Genomic DNA, 17,303 nt, shown 5'->3' on the forward strand with positions numbered 1-17,303 from the left:
TACCTTGTTGTAATAACTCTAATACGGTGTGAGAACCGATGTATCCGGCTCCGCCGGTGACTAAAATGGTCATAAAATATCCATGAACTATACCTGGTTGAATTAGCCTTATTTCATCACATTTCGGCCTAAATTACATGAATTAATTGTGATTTACGGCGATAAAGCAAAAACATGAATCGCTTGTTTTTGATTACATTTTGCACCATATTGGTTACACCTAAGTGTTTAGATATTAAGCTATAGTTAATTGTCAGCAGCTAAAATTTAATCATTAGCTATACCTGTTAAGTGGAGAAACAGATGAATACAGTAAAAAAAATTGCCTTAGCAATGATCATTGCACTACCTGCTTTTGCTCACGCAGGAGAAGCAAAAGTTAAATGGCATGACTTTAACGATTACCGCGATGTAGAACCTGGTAACAACTCACCGAAAGGTTCATTTCATAAAAATGTGGCAAAGAATTTTGAAAAACACTTTAATAAGCTTGCTGAAAAGTTACCTGAAGACTACACCTTCAATGTTGAAGTGACTGAGCTCGACCTAGCGGGTGATGTGCGTTTTGGTACGATGAATGAATTGCGCATCATCAAACCAATTTATTTCCCACGTATCGACCTAAATTATTCGATTACCGACAAAGACGGTAAAGTGATAAGTGAAGCAAACGATGTAAAGCTTAAGGACATGGGCTTCATGGATCGCATGAAAATGGGGCGCGATGAAGCCTATTATTACGACAAGCGCTTAATCACTGATTGGTTTGAAGATGAGTTATTGCCGTCGTTAAATCTGGGTGAATGATAACTAAAAGCTCTCAGCCGTCAGCTGTCAGTTGGGCTGTGTTGTTTGTGGGTCTTGTTAAAGACCTATATCGTGGGAGGCGTTTTAACGCCGAAAAACAATACTCGGCTAAAGCAGCTCCCACATGTAGGCGTGAAATTTATTTCGCGCGATAGCCTCTATTTACAATAATTAAAATAGAGGCTTCTACGTTACTTAAACGTCGCTAACAGTTGTAGTAACTGTTGTAGTTTAATAACGGTTTTTTTCAGTTTTTCTTCATCCATACCGTCGTTGCTTAAGCTTTCTACATCAGCAGCAACATCGAGAACGTAAGGTTTAAAGCGTTTCGCTTCAAAATCAAAGCCAGCATCTTTTGCAAATAAGGCTTTGAATTTGCCATGGCCTTGCTGCTGTAAATCATCTAATTTTTTATCAGCATCAAGTGCCTGACGATAAACGATTTTTAGGTTAGCATTGAGTTGTTCAATAATTGAATCCATTTTTTTCCTAAAGCTTTAGACTGCAATGCCGATATAGTACGTGGATTGTCATAAAAAGTCAGGTAATGAACTATGAATATATCAGGATCAAGCTTACCAGCGATGAGTGGCGGTGGCGAAAGCGCAGAAGTTTACAGCGCATCGCTTGCTAAAAAACAGCAAAAGGCTGATGGTGCTGCGGCACTTGCACTTATCGAAGGCGCAGCAATGAATACCAGTGCTGCACAAACACCTGCTAAGTCGGTAACTGCGACACTAGGTAACAACGTAAACGTATACGTTTAGCTAGATAGGGCGTGTTGACCTTTTACGATTAATTTTGCTGCAGTGTGTTTGGTATTTAGGCAAGGCAGAGCCTATGTAGTGTGGTTGTTCCACATAAATAGGCGATAACGCAGCATTAATGCCAAACACGCGCTGCCCTTCGGGTTCTTCCTAGGGGCGATTAACTCTTTGTTACTCGATTTTTACTTAGCCCACTAGGTTACAAATCTCGCGCCGCGATTAAATCGCCCCTAGAGTGAACAAATTTCAATCAATAAAGGTCAGCACGCCCTTAGATCGATAGGCGTTTTACTTTTTTCGCCGCCGATCTCGCGCACCAACTTAGGAACCAAGAACCCCGGCAATGCTGCTAGCATAGCCGTCACGATTTCCCGTGCCTGACTCTCAGCTATATCAAAGTGGCTGGCACCTTCAACTTTATCAAGTAGATGTAAGTAGTAAGGTAAAATGTCTGCTTCGAATAGCGCTTCACTAAGTGCAACTTGTGACTCGACAGAATCATTCACATCTTTTAGTAACACCGCCTGATTTAATAACGTAACACCCACAGCCTTTAATTTTTGCATAGCCGTTTTAAAGTCATCATCAATTTCGTTAGCGTGATTGATATGATTTATAAACACCACCTTTAAGGGCGATGCAGCAAAGCGTGCACATAGCTCATCGGTAATTCTTGCTGGGATCACCACAGGTAAGCGGCTGTGAATACGCATGCGTTTAATTTGCGGAAGCTGCTCTAACTCATCCATAAACCAACTAACAGCATCGTCTTTGGCCATCAATGGATCGCCACCACTTAAAATGACTTCGTTGATGTTGCTGTCTGCTTTTATGTAAGCCAGTGCATCAATCAAGCTGCGTTTGTTTAATTGGTTTTCTTGATAAGGAAAATGGCGTCTAAAACAATAACGGCAATTTACAGCACAGCCGGTTTTAAACATCACTAAAACCCGAGAGCGATACTTGTGTAACAAACCAGGTTGGTTGTTATCTTGCTCTTTTAGAGGATCTTTGTCGTAACCTGTTTTTGCTAAAAACTCTTGGTGTCTTGGCATCACTTGCAGCAAAAGAGGGTCGTTTATGTCGCCATAACGCATTTTTTTTATAAAAGGCAGCGGCACACGAACAGGAAAAAGACCGCGTGCTTTGAGGTCTTTTTCGTCTACTTTGCTTGATAATCCTAGCATTTCTAGCAAGCGTTCAGGACAAGTGACAACATTTGCCAATTCTTTTTGCCAGTTTTTATGCAAATTTACTTCATTTCTTTGTATCATTGACACGTAGATTACTCGAAATTATTTAGACAGAGGAAACGATGGCGAATTATAGCACCAATGAGTTCAAGGGCGGCCTAAAAATTATGTTAGACGGCGAACCTTGCAGCATCTTAGAAAATGAAATGGTAAAACCAGGTAAAGGCCAGGCGTTTAACCGTGTTCGTATTCGTAAACTTATCACAGGTAAAGTACTAGAAAAAACATTCAAGTCAGGTGAGTCAGTTGAAGGTGCAGACGTAATGGATACAGATTTAGCGTATCTATACACTGACGGTGAGTTCTGGCACTTCATGAACAACGAAACATTTGAGCAAATCGCTGCTGACGAAAAAGCGCTTGGCGACAATGCAAAATGGTTAGTTGAAAATGACGTTTGTACAATCACGCTTTGGAACGGTAGCCCAATCGCTGTGACTCCACCAAACTTCGTTGAATTAGAAATCACTGAAACAGATCCAGGTCTAAAAGGTGATACAGCGGGTACTGGCGGTAAACCAGCAACATTAAGCACAGGTGCTGTTGTTCGTGTTCCTCTATTCGTACAAATCGGCGAAGTGATCAAAGTTGATACACGTAGCGGTGAATACGTGAGCCGTGTTAAGTAACAGGCTTTGTTAATCAATTTATTATAAAATCCCAGCTTCTGCTGGGATTTTTTTTGGGAAACACTATGTCTAATGTCCTTTGGCAACCAAGCGCCGATATTGAAACTTTACGCCACCGTGCCGCTATCATCCGCCGTATTCGCGAGTTCTTTTATGATCGTGATGTTATGGAGGTTGAAACGCCAAGCTTAAGTGCGGCCAGTGTAACCGATGTGCATTTAGCGACATTTAGTACCGAGTTTGTTGGTCCTGGTCATGCTGGTGGCTTACCACTTTATTTGCAAACATCACCTGAGTTTGCCATGAAGCGTTTACTTGCTGCAGGCTCTGGGGCTATTTTCCAGCTATGCAAAGCCTTTCGTAATGAAGAGGCGGGAAGTCATCATAATCCTGAATTTACAATGCTTGAGTGGTATCGTCCGGGTTTTGATGAATTTGCGCTTATGGATGAAATGGATGAGCTTATGCAATTAGTGCTTGGCGTAGAAAGCGCAGAGCGACTTACTTATCAGCAAGCCTTTATGAACGCCTTAGGTGTAGATCCTTTAACTGCTGATATCAGCACATTGCAGCAACTAGCAACAGAGCAGGGCTTTGCCGATATTGCTGCGAATGAAACGCACCGCGATACCTTGTTACAGCTATTATTTTGTATGAAGGTAGAACCAACGATTGGCCAAGAAAAGCCTTGTTTCGTTTATCATTTCCCAGCTTCGCAAGCAGCTCTTGCGCAAATTTGTCAGCACGATGAGCGAGTAGCAGGGCGATTTGAGTTATATTTTAAAAATATGGAACTGGCAAACGGCTTTAATGAGCTGACCAATGGTAAAGAGCAAGCTGCTCGTTTTAGTGAAGATAATCAGTACCGTGAAGCAAATGGATTAAAGCAAGTGCCAATGGATGAGCGTTTAATAGCTGCACTAGAGCATGGTTTGCCACAATGTGCGGGTGTCGCGCTGGGTATAGATCGACTCATTATGCTGGCAACAAATAAACAAAAGATTAAAGACGTACTCGCCTTTGACGTTGAAAGGGCTTAACTTATTTGGCTCTAGGCTCTAGGCTCTAGGCTCTAGGTGTTTGGGTGCTAGGTAAAAAACCTAGCACCTAATTACTTATAGCTCGTAAATAAATGTCACACCGGCAACCATAGGTTCGCCAAGTTGTGTGTATGTATGAGTGGTGTAACCGTCTAATGGATCGTTACCAAACTCAAAACCACGAGTCGGTACGTCTTCGTCAAATAAGTTACGTGCCCATGCATTAATGCTCCAATTATCACTTTCATAACCAAATGAAGCATTCACTAAGTTGCTGCTAGTTGCTTTTGAGTTATGGCTGTCAGAGAAGTAGTAATCGTCTTTGCCTTCTACACCAATTGACGCATAAAGTGCTGGCGTAAAGTTATAACGCGCAGTGAATGCATATTGGTATTTAGGAGCTTGTGCTTGATCTCGACCATCTTGATCTAGGCCTGATTGTGCAACAAAGTCATTGATTTCTGTATGTAGATAACCTGCACTACCCGTTAGTAGTAAATTGTCAGTAGCTTGGAAGCTGCCTTCAATTTCTAAACCGTAGTTTTCTCCAGAGCTGGCATTATCGATATAGCCTGTGAATTTTTGACCTTCAACCTGCCACGATTTTAGCTGCATATCTTCACGGTACATGTAGAAAGCAGCAAGACGTAACACAAACTTATCGTCCAAAGAGCTGCCTTTCACACCAAACTCACCGCTCCAAAGGTATTCAGGGGCAAATGATGTGTGATTAGCAAAGAAGTCAGCATCTAGGTTTAAGCCTTCGTCTTTTGCTTTTGCTAACGCTTCAGAGTTAATACCGCCAGCCTTATAGCCACGAGTAATGCTGGTGTAGATCATGGTGCGATCAATCACTTGGTATTCAAGTGCAAGCTTACCGCCCACCATGACATCATCGGTTTCTTCAATAAAACCGTTATTGTCGATGTAGTCACCTTGATACTGCTCAACACGCAAACCCGTAATTAAGGTTGTTTTTGGGCCGATAGGTGTTGCTAATTGCCCGTATGCAGCAATATTGCTGGTTTCATAATTTGATGCAAATGGTTGCGCAAGCCAAGTATATTGACGTTCTAAGTCAACTTCGCGGCCTTGATAATAAATGCCTGCGACCCACTCACCAGATTTACCACTAAATTGCAGCTCTGCCGCTTGATCTTGGCGATCGCGAAAGTAAGTATCTGTTGAGCTATAACCCCACTCATGCAAGCCTGCAGCACATAACTCCGGCTGGGCTTCATCATTACACACCCAGTCTTCGTCGAAGCTATATAACAGCTCACTGTCGATACCTGATAGGTTTAGGCTAACATCAAAAAAGTCAAAGCCGGTGTATATGTTTGCTAAACCAACCGCAATGCTTTCTTGGTTGTCTTGGCCAGGTTCATCAGCCACACTGTAACGACTGTTATCCAGTGTGAAGGCGTCATAGCCGTTATTTATATCGATGTAATGTACATTCAGTTCAGTACGCAAATGCTCGGTCAATTGGCTGTGTAACTTAAAGCGAGAAACAAGCTCGTCTTGTTGCTGGGTATCTTTGCCTAAATAACGGTTTTCTACATACCCATCAGATTCACGTTGATAAATACTAGCGCGTACCGCAGTGTCGTCAGTAATACCGGTACCTGCGGCAACACCAGCTTCGTAGCTGTTGTAGTTGCCCGCACCTAATTGTATTTTCACACTTGGGTCAAGAGTGGGTGTTGCAGATTCCATTTGAATCATACCAGCTAAGGCATCAGCACCAAAGCGAGTCCCTTGTGGGCCGCGATAAATTTCAACTTGGTCGATATCAAATAACAGTGAACTGCCGCCTAAACCAGAGTAGTTAATACCGTCGATCACTAAGCCAACCGAAGGATTAATAGGGTCAACAAACTGTGAGCGTAAACCAACACCACGAATTTGCACGAAACGACCACGAGATGCACCAGAGGTAAAGTTTACATTCGCTGCACTAGCAAGCATCTCATCTAAAAACTTTGCACCGCGTTGATTGATTTCATGGTCTGAAAACAAGCTTGCGCTGGCACTAAGGGTTTGAATGCTTTCTCTTTTGAAATCACCGGTAACTTCAATCGTTTCTAGATCACCGTCTTCAGCGTAAGCAATCGAAGATGCTGCAAATAAAGGCAGGATGGCAGCAGATAATAATGATAAACGTCGTTTCATGCGGATTCTTAACTCCATTTTCGGGACTGCTATTCTAGCAACCTAGCTAGCCAAATGGCTATAAAATCAATTTTTATGGTATAAACGCAGGCAATTATACGTAAATTGATTAGGAATACGACTATGACCTTTAAAGTAGACTTTAAAGTGCGTGATTATGAGTGTGATTTACAAGGCATTGTTAATAACAGTGTTTATTTTAATTACCTAGAGCATGCTCGCCATGAGTTTTTACATGCTCAAGGTATCGATTTTGCAAAGCTAGCAAGAGAAAAAGTAAACCTTGTCGTGCTGCGAAGCGAAATGGATTACAAGGCATCACTAGTGCCGGGCGATGAGTTTTACGTTGCAGTTGAGCCTGAGCGTATCAGCCGTTTAAAGTTTGCTTTTAGGCAAACGGTGTATCGTAAACATGACGATAAAGTGATGCTGCAAGCTTTGGTGATTGGCACGTCGGTAAATGAAAAAGGTCGTCCTTTTTTACCAGAAGAAGTCGATAACTTATTCAAATAGTCTGCGTTGTTATTTAAAAAGCTAACTTAGAACAATTTTTTACAGATAAAACATGTTTTTTTAACGATCAATTGCGTTAAATGTTGTTATTATTACTACATTGAAATTTGAATCGTAAAAAATTATGAAGTTAGTAGCCTTGTCCCTTCTTTTAGTATTGTTTTGCATGGGCTGCTCATCGACAGGGAAAGTCACTAGTGAGCAATTAAAATATACACAGTGGCAATTATCAAAAGTAAATGGCTTAGCCATTCCAGTATCCCAAACAGCCTCGCTGCGTTTTATCGAAGCGATGCAGGTTAACGGCTTTGCTGGCTGTAATAAGTTTTTTGGCGAAGGCGCGCTAAGCGAAGATACGCTTACAGTAAATAAATTAGGTATGACACGTAAATCATGTGGTGAGCAAGTTGATGCGCTTGAGCAGCAATTACTGTCAGCGCTAAAAGAAGGCGCAGCCATTACTTTAACTGGTGAGCAACTTACCCTACAAGGCGAGCACCATTTTACCTTCATTGCAAAAAACTAAAGTGGCTGAGCTTGCAGCAATTTTTTAACTGACGTACACTCAGGGCGTTTTAAAAGAAACGAATTTATACTTGTCGGAGTGCCTTAAATAAGGCTGAGATCGCGAAAGCGGGATCCGTGAACCTGATCAGGCTAACACCTGCGTAGGGAACAAGCTGCCTCACTGGGCGCTTGTGCGCCAAATTTTTGGGGCATAAGCGGCACAGGCTGCACTAGTAAGCACTTAGCTTATTGACGATCCAATGGCGTTTGCCACTCTCTATTGCACTTGCAATATCTGACAAGACAACCCTTAAAGCAATGAGGTAAGTCATGTCAAACACAACAACTAAACCATCTCGCCGCGAAGTTCGTGCGGCAGCATCAGATTATATTTATAACTTAACTGGGCAACCGTTTCCTAATTCTCATAAAGTTTATGTCGAAGGTACACAAGACAATGTACGAGTAGGGATGCGTGAAATCACTCTCAGCGATACCTTTATCGGTGGCACTGAAGAGAACCCTGTATTTGAGCCTAACGCGCCAATTCGTGTTTACGATACATCAGGTCCATATACTGACCCAGATTTTCAACTTGATGTGCGCAAGGGCCTTGAGAAATATCGTGAAAAGTGGATTGAAAGCCGTGGCGACACTGAAATTTTAGACTCAGTGACTTCGCAGTTTTCTCAACAGCGAATGGCAGATGAAGGGTTAGATCATATCCGCTTTGAACACCTACCAAAGATCCGCCGTGCAAAAGCCGGTAAAAACGTAACGCAAATGCATTATGCGCGACAAGGCATTGTGACGCCTGAAATGGAATATGTGGCGATCCGTGAAAACATGGGACGCGCTAAAATTCGTGAAGAGTTACTTGCAGCCCAGCACAAAGGCGAATCGTTTGGCGCTAGTATTCCTGATTTTATTACCCCTGAATTTGTGCGTGATGAAATTGCCCGTGGCCGCGCCGTGCTTCCTAACAACATCAACCATCCAGAAACTGAGCCGATGATCATCGGCCGAAACTTCTTAGTTAAGGTGAACGCGAATATTGGTAATTCGTCGGTCACATCATCAATCGAAGAAGAAGTAGAAAAAATGGTGTGGTCGACTCGTTGGGGCGCCGACACGGTGATGGACTTATCAACGGGTCGCTATATTCACGAAACCCGTGAATGGGTGGTACGTAATTCGCCAGTGCCAATTGGTACCGTACCAATTTACCAAGCGCTTGAAAAAGTAAATGGTGTGGCTGAAGACCTAACGTGGGAGATTTTCCGCGATACCTTGATTGAACAAGCAGAACAAGGTGTTGATTACTTTACTATTCACGCTGGAGTATTGTTGCGTTACGTGCCGATGACAGCAAAGCGTGTTACCGGTATTGTTTCGCGTGGTGGCTCAATCATGGCGAAATGGTGTTTAGCGCACCATAAAGAAAACTTCTTATACACGCACTTTGAAGAAATCTGTGAAATTTTAAAACAGTACGATGTGTGTTTTTCATTAGGTGATGGTCTGCGTCCGGGCTCTATCGCCGATGCAAATGACGAAGCCCAATTCAGCGAATTACGTACTTTAGGTGAGTTGACAAAACTTGCTTGGAAACATGATGTGCAAGTGTTCATCGAAGGCCCTGGCCATGTGCCAATGCATATGATCAAAGAGAACATGGAAGAGCAGCTAAAACACTGTGAAGAAGCACCGTTTTATACTCTTGGTCCATTAACCACGGATATTGCACCGGGGTACGATCATTTCACATCAGGTATTGGCGCTGCGCAAATTGCTTGGTACGGCTGCGCTATGCTTTGTTATGTAACCCCTAAAGAGCATTTAGGCTTACCTAACAAAGAAGACGTTAAAGAAGGTTTAATCACTTACAAAATTGCTGCTCATGCTGCCGATTTGGCAAAAGGCCACCCGGGTGCGCAAGAGCGTGACAACGCTTTATCAAAAGCGCGCTTTGAGTTCCGTTGGCACGACCAATTTAACCTAGGTTTAGACCCTGAACGCGCCCGCGAATATCACGACGAAACATTGCCACAAGAATCAGGCAAGATTGCACATTTCTGCTCTATGTGTGGCCCTAAGTTTTGTTCGATGAAGATCACTCAAGAAGTACGTGATTACGCCAAAGATCTTGAAGCAAGAGGGATTGATCCAAATAACGTAGGTGATGCTATCGAAATCAAAATGGTCGATGTTGAAGCCGAAATGAAAGCGAAATCAGACGAGTTCAAAAAAACAGGCTCTGAGATTTACCACAAAGCAGTTTAATTGATGGAGCTAGGCGTCAGCGATAGGCTCTGGGTATTTACCTAGGGCCTGAGCCTAGGGCCTAGAAAGTTTATGTCATTAAAGATAGCGATACTGGGCTTTGGTTTAACTGGCCGTTTAACTGCATTAGCACTTGCTAAAGAGCATCAGCTAAGTGTGTTTGAGCAAGATAATGAACATGCTAGCAACAGTGCCGGCAGCGTTGCTGCAGCGATGTTAGCCCCCCTTGCTGAATCGGTCTTGTGTGAACAGGATCTAGCCCTAGAAGGGCTTAATAGCATCACTCGTTGGCAGCAAATTTTAATTGAGCTCGATGACGCTGTGTATTTTCAACAAACAGGCAGCTTAGTGGTTGCTCATCAGCAAGATAAGGGCGATTTACAAAGTTTTGTGAGCCGCTTAAAACCGCTTGAAAGCTATCAGGCACAGGCATTGGTTGGCACTCAAATAGCAGACCTTGAGCCAGAACTAGCTGGGCGTTTCCACCAAGGTGTGTATTTACCTTGTGAAGGGCAGCTCGATAATCAAGCATTTTATAGTGCTAGTTTTAAAAAGCTAACCTCGCAAGGAGTGCAATTTAACTTTGGCTGTAAAGTTGAATTGAACGCCCATCAAGTGAATGGCCAAAGCTATGATTATGTATTTGATTGTCGCGGCTTAGGTGCTAAAGAGGCTGAACCCTTACTGCGTGGAGTAAGAGGGGAGGTGGCGCGTTTATATGCACCAGAGGTGAACCTGACCAGGCCGATACGACTGATGCATCCGCGTTACCCAATTTATATTGCTCCTAAGCCAAACCATCAATTTGTGATTGGTGCGACTGAAATCGAATCGCAAGACCGCGGTAAAGTCACCGTGCGCTCGGCGCTGGAGCTATTGTCTGCTGCTTATACCGTGCATAGCGGCTTTGCTGAAGGGCGTATCGAGAGCTTGCAATCTGGGCTTCGTCCAGCGTTTGCAAACAACCGCCCGAAAGTCACAAAGCAAGGTCGAGTGATCAGTATTAATGGCTTGTACCGTCATGGCTATCTACTTGCGCCTAAAGTGGTTGATGATGCAGTGAGCTTAATTGCTTAAGGATAAAAATGAATATTTTAATTAATGGTCAGTTAGTTTCAGTGAACGACAATACATCGCTCACTCAGGCGTTGAGCCAGTTTGGCGCAAGACCTCCATTTGCCGTTGCCGTTAATGGTGACTTTGTACCGCGCAGCCAATGCGATGCTAAAACCCTCAACGAAGGCGACAGCATTGAGTTATTGTCGCCAATTCAAGGAGGCTAAGATGGATTGTTTTTCGGTTTATGGTGAGCAATTTACGAGTCGTTTACTGATTGGCTCAGCACTGTACCCTTCGCCAAGTGTTATGACTGAGTCGATAGTGGCCTCACAGGCTGAGATTGTCACGGTTTCATTAAGACGCCAGCAAAGCGCTGCTGCGGGTGATGATTTTTGGCAATTGATAAAAAATACCGGGTTAAAGGTGCTGCCAAATACGGCAGGTTGCCATAGTGTAAAAGAAGCAGTGACCTTGGCACAAATGTGCCGCGAAGTGTTTGCCACTGATTGGATCAAGTTAGAGTTGATTGGTGATGAATATAATTTACAGCCCGATCCAATCGCATTGCTCGAAGCCACTAAAATTTTATTGGCCGATGGCTTTAAAGTTTTACCTTATTGTACAGATGATTTAGTGCTGTGTCAGCGCCTCGCTGATTTAGGTTGTGAAGTACTTATGCCTTGGGGCGCACCGATTGGCACAGGTAAAGGCTTGCTGAATCCTTACAACTTAAAAATGATCCGTGAGCGCTTGCCAAACCATACTTTAATTGTTGATGCGGGCTTAGGTTTACCATCACATGCCTGCCAAGCGCTTGAATTAGGGTATGATGCCGTATTATTAAATTCGGCAATTGCAGGTGCAGGTTGCCCAGTGACGATGAGTAAAGCGTTTAAAAGTGCGGTTGAAGCGGGGCGATATAGCTATGTGGCTAAAGCGATGCCAGAAAAAGACGTCGCAAGTCCATCAACGCCTACGCTCGGTATGCCATTTTGGCATCAAGAATAAAATGTGAGGAATAACATGAATCAGGTTGTATGGACCATAGCTGGCTCAGATTCGGGCGGCGGTGCAGGAATTCAAGCCGACATCAAGGCAATGCAAAGTTTTAACGTACATGGCTGCACAGTTATTACTGCTTTAACGGCACAAAATAGTTTAGGTGTAGAAGCGCTGAACCCGATATCAACAGAGGTGATTGAGTCGCAACTATTAGCATTAGCCAGTGATATGCCTGCCAGCGTGATTAAAATTGGCATGCTTGCCAATGTGCAGCAAATACAGCTTATTAGTGAGCATTTAAAACATTACAAAGCAACTTGGGCAGAGCCGCCTTTGGTTGTTTATGATCCGGTTGCCATTGCCTCAAGTGGTGACTTATTAACAGAAGAAGATACTGTTAGTGCCATTAAAGAGTGTTTATTGCCATTAGTCGATGTAGTAACACCGAACACTCACGAAACACAGCTTTTAACCGGTGTTTATTTGATTGGCCCAAGCGCAGTGAAAGAAGCCGCCGAAAAGTTAACAGGCTATGGTGCAAAAGCGGTGATCATCAAAGGAGGTCATTGGGATTACCCAAGTGGCTATTGCATTGATTACTGCGTGCAAGGTGAGCAGGCATATTGGCTTGGTAACGAAAAAATTCAAACTCCGCATAGTCATGGTACTGGATGCAGTATGGCTTCTGTGATTGCTGCGTGTTTAGCCAAACAGTATCCACTCAAAGATGCCTTTATTTTAGCAAAAGCCTATATCAACCAAGGATTAAAAGCAGCCGTTCGTTATGGTGAAGGGATTGGCCCCGTTGCACACACTTGCTTTCCAACAAATCTAGCAGATTACCCACAAGTCATCGAAGCGGGAAGTTGGCTTGGGGATGAGCTCGACTTTGATTGCCCGGTTGATTTTACCATGGCAGCTGGTTTTGCCGAGTGCGACTCTAAACAGTTTGGTCTATATGCCGTTGTAGATACGGTTGATTGGTTAGAGAAGTGTTTAGCCGAAGGGGTTAAAACAGTTCAATTAAGAATGAAAAATGCAGACGATGCAGCACTTGATGAGTCGATTGCAAGTGCGGTTATGCTGGGGCAGAAGTACGATGCGCAGGTATATATCAATGATTATTGGCAATTGGCGATTAAGCACGGTGCTTATGGTGTGCATTTAGGGCAAGAAGACTTACAAACCGCTAATTTAATTGCCATAAAAGAGGCAGGGTTACGCTTAGGTGTATCGACTCATGGCTTTTATGAGATGCTGCGTGCACATAATTACAGACCAAGTTATATGGCGTTTGGTGCTATTTATCCAACCACCACTAAAGACATGACTGGGCAAATTCAGGGCTTAGAAAAGCTAGAAAAATTTGTGCCGTTGATGGCCGATTATCCAACGGTCGCGATTGGTGGAATTGACTTATCTCGTGCTGAGCAAGTTGCGAGCACGGGTGTTGGCAGTGTTGCCGTAGTACGTGCGATTACTGAAGCCGAAGACTACCAAGCAGCCATTGCAAAGTTAAAACAGCTGGTCGAAGGTCAGTCATAAAATGAGCGCGTTAAGCGACAAAGAGCAAATTCGTTATAGCCGCCACTTGCTACTAAAAGAGGTGGGTCATGCAGGGCAGCAAAAGTTAAAGTCTGCACATATTGTGGTTGTCGGAGCAGGTGGGCTTGGCTCACCGGCACTGTTTTATTTAGCGGCTGCAGGAATCGGAACGCTCACTTTGATTGACGATGATAAGGTTGAGCTTTCAAACCTACAGCGACAAATACTCTATAAAGTAAACCACATGGGGCAGGCAAAAACACAGGCGGCTGCCAAGGTGTTAGGCAGTTTAAATAATCAAATTACGGTTAAGCCTCTATGCCAAAAGCTTGATGAAAGTAACTGTGCTGAGCTTCTTGGTGGCGCTGACATCATCCTTGATTGCAGTGATAACTTTGCTACCCGCTATTTGGTTAATCGCTATTGTTTAGCTAAATCTATCCCACTTGTATCAGCTGCAGCTATTGCAACACAGGGGCAGGTGATGAGTTTTGATTTTCGTGATGAACAAAGCCCTTGCTATGGCTGTATATTCCCGCAAACGGAGGAGCAGACAGCGCTTAATTGTGACAATGCTGGGGTATTGAGCCCGTTGCTGGGTGTTATGGGGAGCATGCAAAGTTTATTGGCTATCAATATATTGCTTGGCCATAAAACGGGCAGCGAGTTTATTCAATTTGACGGGCTAACACTACAGCAGCAGCGCTTTAATATTCAAAAAGATAGTGAGTGCTCAGAGTGTAATCGTGGGATGTAGGCGCGGTTTATAATGAATTTTAAGCAAACCACTATTGCTCAAGTGGTTTGCTTAATTGTGCTTAATTGAACTTATTAGTCGTTAATTTTCGCAAATGGTGTGCCCATGCGGGTCACTGTTTCTGGGTGTTGATCTGATAAGAACTCGGCTTGATTTGCTCCCCAGGCTAAAATAACGGTAGAGCCTAACTTAAAGCGACCCATTTCTTCACCCTTCTTCAGAGTAATCGCGTTGTCACCTGTAGTTGGGTAATTCCAACTAAATACATCTTTACCTGCTGGTGGCGTGACTGTGCCTGCCCAAATAGTCTCGATGCTAGCAACAATTGTCGCACCGACAAGTACCATGGCAAGCGGGCCAATTTCAGTTTCAAAGATAGCCACAACACGCTCGTTACGAGCAAATAGGTTAGGTACATTTTGTGCTGTTAACGGGTTTACCGAAAATAAATCACCCGGTACGTAGATCATTTTGCTCAGCGTACCATCAACAGGCATGTGAATACGGTGGTAATCTTTTGGTGCTAAATAAATAGTGGCAAACTTACCGCCTAAAAACGGTGCAGTGTCTTCTTCTTTGCCACCAAGGAGGGCTTGTAAGCTGTAGTCATGGCCTTTTGCTTGGATGATTTGACCGTCGACTACATCGCCTAATTGGCTAATTGCACCATCAACTGGGTGAGCAATAATGTCGCTTTCTTCAGCAAGTGGACGAATACCTTCTTTTAATGGGCGAGTGAAAAACTCATTAAAAGTTTTGTAATGAGCTGGATCTGGGTATTTAGCCTCACTCATATCAATTTTGTATTGTTTGATAAACAATTTAATTAAGGCCGTTGTTAAGCCACCCGCTTTTGCTGCTGCTAACTTGCCAACCATGCGCGAAATGAAATGTTTTGGCATGGCATATTGCATAGCAATTTTGAATTTATCTAAACTCACTTGTTATTTCCTAAATAGTTATACGCGAGGAGCGCGTGCACCAGCACGGCCGTCGGCCATAGTTTCTAAAATTCGGTGGTAACTGTCAAAGCGAAGTTCTGAAATTTCACCATCATCAACAGCTTGGCGGATTATACAGCCAGGATCGTTTAAATGCTTACAATCGCGAAAACGACAGCCACCAATAAAATCACGGAACTCTTTAAAGCACCACGTAACGCGCTCAACCTCTAAATGCCATAAGCCAAACTCACGAATTCCCGGTGAGTCGATTAGGTTACCACCACTTGGTAAGTGGTGTAATCGCGATACGGTTGTTGTGTGTTGACCAAGGCCGCTATTCTCAGAGACTTCTTGGGTTAAGATGTCAGCATCAGGCAGTACAGTGTTTACTAAGGTTGATTTACCTACACCACTTTGACCAACAAAAATGCTGTTTTTACCAACCAGTTTTTGTTTAAGCTCATCAATGCCTTGACCGGTTTTATTACTGACTAACAGTACTTGATAACCTAGCTCACGATAGATATCGAGAATTTCATCAATAAAAGCAAGGCCTTCATCGTCGATTAAATCTATTTTGTTAAGCACTAAAATAGGCTCAATACCCATGTCTTCACAGGCAACTAAATAGCGGTCGATAATGTTTGGCGTAAACTCAGGCAGTACTGCAGAGACCATTAAAATTTGGTCGATATTGGCAGCGACGACTTTCACCCCGTCATAAAAATCAGGGCGCGTTAGTTGTGAGCGACGCTCATGGGTTGCTTCAATAACGCCTGCTAAGTCGCCTTCGCTAACTTTTGCACGGCGAAAAATAACTTCATCACCACATACAAGGCTCGATACTGTTCTGCGTATATTACAGCGCAATACTTCGCCTGATTCGGTTTCGATATCGGCATGTTGACCAAATCGACTGATCACAACCGCATTCTCGGCAGGGCCTAAATTGTCATTTTGCCATTGCACAGTTGCCCCTTTCTGTTGCTTTTTGTCTGCATTAGAGAGGCGTTTTTGATGATTGGCCTTAATTCGACGCGATTGGCCTTTACTTAATTTCTTTTGTTTTGCCACTTTTGGCCTATAACTTGAGTAAATGTCGGGCTTTTTGAAAAAAAAGCTTTAGGTCGACTGATGATACTAATATGATATATCTAAATGCGTTGGATCTAAAGGAAAGCACCGCTAAGGTAACTATGTCTTTTCATAAATCAAATCTTATCTGGCTCGACCTGGAAATGACAGGCCTCGAACCAGCAACAGATAAAATACTCGAAATTGCCACTGTTGTCACCGACAGTGATTTAAACATCTTGGCTGAAGGCCCTGTTATTGCTATTCATCAAAGCGATGAACTGCTTGATGGCATGGACGAGTGGTGCACGACTCAGCACGGTCAATCTGGTTTAACAGCTCGTTGTAAAGCAAGCACATTCACTGAACAAGATGCTATTGATCAAACATTGGCATTTCTAAAGCAATGGGTACCTGCGGGTGCTTCACCTATGTGTGGTAATTCTATCGGCCAAGACCGCCGTTTTATGAATAAGTACATGCCTGAATTGGAAGACTACTTTCACTACCGTAACCTTGATGTGAGTACAGTTAAAGAACTTGCACGTCGTTGGAAACCTGACGTATTAGCGCAAGTGAACAAAAAAGGTTCACATCTAGCCCTCGACGATATCAAAGATTCGATCATGGAATTAAAGGTTTACCAAGAAAAATTCTTTAATTTGTAAAAAACATTTGCAAACACATCGGATTATTGTAGAATCCTGCCCCGCTTAAGACGTTAACCCCCGCGGGGTTAGTGTGTCTTTAGCTAAACTTTTATAGTTGTATAGTTGAAAGTTATAATTTGCGGCACTAGCTCAGTTGCCAGAACGTTTTACCGCAACCTTCAAGGTTGTGCACCAACGGACAAATTACTGACAACTTTTGAATGCGGCACTAGCTCAGTTGGTAGAGCGCAACCTTGCCAAGGTTGAGGTCACGAGTTCGAGCCTCGTGTGCCGCTCC

The 17,303-nt window shown here is 43.4% G+C and carries 19 protein-coding genes, 1 tRNA gene and 1 riboswitch; of the genes, 14 read left to right on the forward strand and 6 right to left on the reverse strand.

The window, feature by feature from the left end; genetic code table 11:
• On the reverse strand, positions 1-73 hold a 73-nt coding region (locus tag HUS61_RS20165; RefSeq protein ID WP_175083433.1), incomplete at its 3' end, for an NAD-dependent epimerase/dehydratase family protein.
• A 230-nt stretch (positions 74-303) separates the two neighbouring features.
• On the opposite strand from HUS61_RS20165, the gene HUS61_RS20170 reads away from it, so the two are divergent.
• Complete coding sequence (locus HUS61_RS20170; RefSeq protein ID WP_175083560.1) at positions 304-807, forward strand: DUF3016 domain-containing protein; 504 nt, start codon at positions 304-306, stop codon at positions 805-807.
• Between the two features lie 191 nt (positions 808-998).
• Here HUS61_RS20170 and HUS61_RS20175 read toward each other — a convergent pair whose 3' ends face one another.
• Positions 999-1,289 (reverse strand): hypothetical protein, encoded by a 291-nt coding sequence (locus tag HUS61_RS20175; protein WP_054554123.1) that lies wholly within the window; start codon positions 1,287-1,289, stop codon positions 999-1,001.
• Between the two features lie 72 nt (positions 1,290-1,361).
• Between HUS61_RS20175 and HUS61_RS20180 the strand changes: the two genes are divergently transcribed.
• Positions 1,362-1,574 (forward strand): hypothetical protein, encoded by a 213-nt coding sequence (locus HUS61_RS20180; RefSeq protein ID WP_054554124.1) that lies wholly within the window; start codon positions 1,362-1,364, stop codon positions 1,572-1,574.
• A 260-nt stretch (positions 1,575-1,834) separates the two neighbouring features.
• On the opposite strand, the gene epmB is transcribed toward HUS61_RS20180, so the two are convergent.
• Positions 1,835-2,848, reverse strand: coding sequence for an EF-P beta-lysylation protein EpmB (gene epmB / locus HUS61_RS20185; protein WP_175083559.1), 1,014 nt, complete (start codon positions 2,846-2,848; stop codon positions 1,835-1,837).
• 41 nt (positions 2,849-2,889) lie between these two features.
• Here epmB and efp point away from each other — a divergent pair, with 41 nt between their 5' ends.
• Together efp and epmA are read left to right on the forward strand one after the other, a co-directional pair.
• The gene (gene efp, locus HUS61_RS20190; protein WP_054554126.1) at positions 2,890-3,456 is read left to right on the forward strand and encodes an elongation factor P; all 567 of its coding nucleotides are present in this window, start codon (positions 2,890-2,892) and stop codon (positions 3,454-3,456) included.
• 65 nt (positions 3,457-3,521) lie between these two features.
• Positions 3,522-4,496, forward strand: coding sequence for an elongation factor P--(R)-beta-lysine ligase (epmA, locus tag HUS61_RS20195; protein ID WP_054561131.1), 975 nt, complete (start codon positions 3,522-3,524; stop codon positions 4,494-4,496).
• 75 nt (positions 4,497-4,571) lie between these two features.
• Here the strand turns inward: epmA and HUS61_RS20200 are convergent, their stop codons facing one another.
• Positions 4,572-6,671, reverse strand: coding sequence for a TonB-dependent receptor (locus HUS61_RS20200; RefSeq protein ID WP_175083558.1), 2,100 nt, complete (start codon positions 6,669-6,671; stop codon positions 4,572-4,574).
• A 123-nt stretch (positions 6,672-6,794) separates the two neighbouring features.
• Here HUS61_RS20200 and HUS61_RS20205 point away from each other — a divergent pair, with 123 nt between their 5' ends.
• The 8 genes from HUS61_RS20205 to HUS61_RS20240 all read left to right on the forward strand — a co-directional run bounded on the left by HUS61_RS20205 (position 6,795) and on the right by HUS61_RS20240 (position 14,337).
• On the forward strand, positions 6,795-7,184 hold the full coding sequence (locus HUS61_RS20205) for a thioesterase family protein (RefSeq protein WP_054561129.1): 390 nt from the start codon (positions 6,795-6,797) through the stop codon (positions 7,182-7,184).
• Between the two features lie 124 nt (positions 7,185-7,308).
• Entirely contained in the window at positions 7,309-7,710 is a 402-nt protein-coding gene (locus HUS61_RS20210) for an META domain-containing protein (protein WP_175083557.1), read from the forward strand.
• 64 nt (positions 7,711-7,774) lie between these two features.
• Positions 7,775-7,876: riboswitch (TPP riboswitch) on the forward strand.
• 145 nt (positions 7,877-8,021) lie between these two features.
• Positions 8,022-9,974, forward strand: a complete 1,953-nt coding sequence (thiC, locus tag HUS61_RS20215) for a phosphomethylpyrimidine synthase ThiC (RefSeq protein WP_054561127.1) — start codon at positions 8,022-8,024, stop codon at positions 9,972-9,974.
• A gap of 72 nt (positions 9,975-10,046) precedes the next feature.
• Entirely contained in the window at positions 10,047-11,051 is a 1,005-nt protein-coding gene (locus tag HUS61_RS20220) for an FAD-dependent oxidoreductase (RefSeq protein WP_175083556.1), read from the forward strand.
• A gap of 8 nt (positions 11,052-11,059) precedes the next feature.
• Positions 11,060-11,257, forward strand: coding sequence for a sulfur carrier protein ThiS (thiS, locus tag HUS61_RS20225; protein ID WP_175083555.1), 198 nt, complete (start codon positions 11,060-11,062; stop codon positions 11,255-11,257).
• A 1-nt stretch (position 11,258) separates the two neighbouring features.
• Positions 11,259-12,041 (forward strand): thiazole synthase, encoded by a 783-nt coding sequence (locus tag HUS61_RS20230; RefSeq protein WP_175083554.1) that lies wholly within the window; start codon positions 11,259-11,261, stop codon positions 12,039-12,041.
• 15 nt (positions 12,042-12,056) lie between these two features.
• On the forward strand, positions 12,057-13,580 hold the full coding sequence (thiE, locus tag HUS61_RS20235; RefSeq protein WP_175083553.1) for a thiamine phosphate synthase: 1,524 nt from the start codon (positions 12,057-12,059) through the stop codon (positions 13,578-13,580).
• 1 nt (position 13,581) lies between these two features.
• On the forward strand, positions 13,582-14,337 hold the full coding sequence (locus tag HUS61_RS20240) for a HesA/MoeB/ThiF family protein (protein ID WP_175083552.1): 756 nt from the start codon (positions 13,582-13,584) through the stop codon (positions 14,335-14,337).
• Positions 14,338-14,411: 74 nt separating this feature from the next.
• On the opposite strand, the gene asd is transcribed toward HUS61_RS20240, so the two are convergent.
• A complete protein-coding gene (gene asd / locus HUS61_RS20245; RefSeq protein ID WP_175083551.1) occupies positions 14,412-15,278 on the reverse strand; it encodes an archaetidylserine decarboxylase in 867 nt (288 codons plus the stop codon).
• Between the two features lie 18 nt (positions 15,279-15,296).
• On the reverse strand, positions 15,297-16,355 hold the full coding sequence (gene rsgA / locus HUS61_RS20250; protein WP_175083550.1) for a small ribosomal subunit biogenesis GTPase RsgA: 1,059 nt from the start codon (positions 16,353-16,355) through the stop codon (positions 15,297-15,299).
• A 122-nt stretch (positions 16,356-16,477) separates the two neighbouring features.
• Here rsgA and orn point away from each other — a divergent pair, with 122 nt between their 5' ends.
• Positions 16,478-17,023, forward strand: coding sequence for an oligoribonuclease (orn, locus tag HUS61_RS20255; RefSeq protein ID WP_054554138.1), 546 nt, complete (start codon positions 16,478-16,480; stop codon positions 17,021-17,023).
• A 205-nt stretch (positions 17,024-17,228) separates the two neighbouring features.
• Positions 17,229-17,301 (forward strand) — tRNA-Gly (locus HUS61_RS20260).
• Positions 17,302-17,303: the final 2 nt, after the last annotated feature.

Origin of the sequence: Pseudoalteromonas sp. 0802, assembly GCF_013350085.1 — a bacterium.
Classification (GTDB): Bacteria; Pseudomonadota; Gammaproteobacteria; order Enterobacterales; family Alteromonadaceae; genus Pseudoalteromonas.

Coding starts and splice junctions, on each gene's coding strand:
- HUS61_RS20205 (WP_054561129.1), top strand. CDS start 6,795: ATGACCTTTAAAGTAGACTTTAAAGTGCGTGATTATGAGTGTGATTTA.
- epmA (WP_054561131.1), top strand. CDS start 3,522: ATGTCTAATGTCCTTTGGCAACCAAGCGCCGATATTGAAACTTTACGC.
- HUS61_RS20230 (WP_175083554.1), top strand. CDS start 11,259: ATGGATTGTTTTTCGGTTTATGGTGAGCAATTTACGAGTCGTTTACTG.
- thiC (WP_054561127.1), top strand. CDS start 8,022: ATGTCAAACACAACAACTAAACCATCTCGCCGCGAAGTTCGTGCGGCA.
- thiE (WP_175083553.1), top strand. CDS start 12,057: ATGAATCAGGTTGTATGGACCATAGCTGGCTCAGATTCGGGCGGCGGT.
- epmB (WP_175083559.1), bottom strand. CDS start 2,848: ATGATACAAAGAAATGAAGTAAATTTGCATAAAAACTGGCAAAAAGAA.
- HUS61_RS20200 (WP_175083558.1), bottom strand. CDS start 6,671: ATGAAACGACGTTTATCATTATTATCTGCTGCCATCCTGCCTTTATTT.
- HUS61_RS20175 (WP_054554123.1), bottom strand. CDS start 1,289: ATGGATTCAATTATTGAACAACTCAATGCTAACCTAAAAATCGTTTAT.
- orn (WP_054554138.1), top strand. CDS start 16,478: ATGTCTTTTCATAAATCAAATCTTATCTGGCTCGACCTGGAAATGACA.
- HUS61_RS20170 (WP_175083560.1), top strand. CDS start 304: ATGAATACAGTAAAAAAAATTGCCTTAGCAATGATCATTGCACTACCT.
- HUS61_RS20210 (WP_175083557.1), top strand. CDS start 7,309: ATGAAGTTAGTAGCCTTGTCCCTTCTTTTAGTATTGTTTTGCATGGGC.
- HUS61_RS20240 (WP_175083552.1), top strand. CDS start 13,582: ATGAGCGCGTTAAGCGACAAAGAGCAAATTCGTTATAGCCGCCACTTG.
- thiS (WP_175083555.1), top strand. CDS start 11,060: ATGAATATTTTAATTAATGGTCAGTTAGTTTCAGTGAACGACAATACA.
- HUS61_RS20180 (WP_054554124.1), top strand. CDS start 1,362: ATGAATATATCAGGATCAAGCTTACCAGCGATGAGTGGCGGTGGCGAA.
- HUS61_RS20220 (WP_175083556.1), top strand. CDS start 10,047: ATGTCATTAAAGATAGCGATACTGGGCTTTGGTTTAACTGGCCGTTTA.
- efp (WP_054554126.1), top strand. CDS start 2,890: ATGGCGAATTATAGCACCAATGAGTTCAAGGGCGGCCTAAAAATTATG.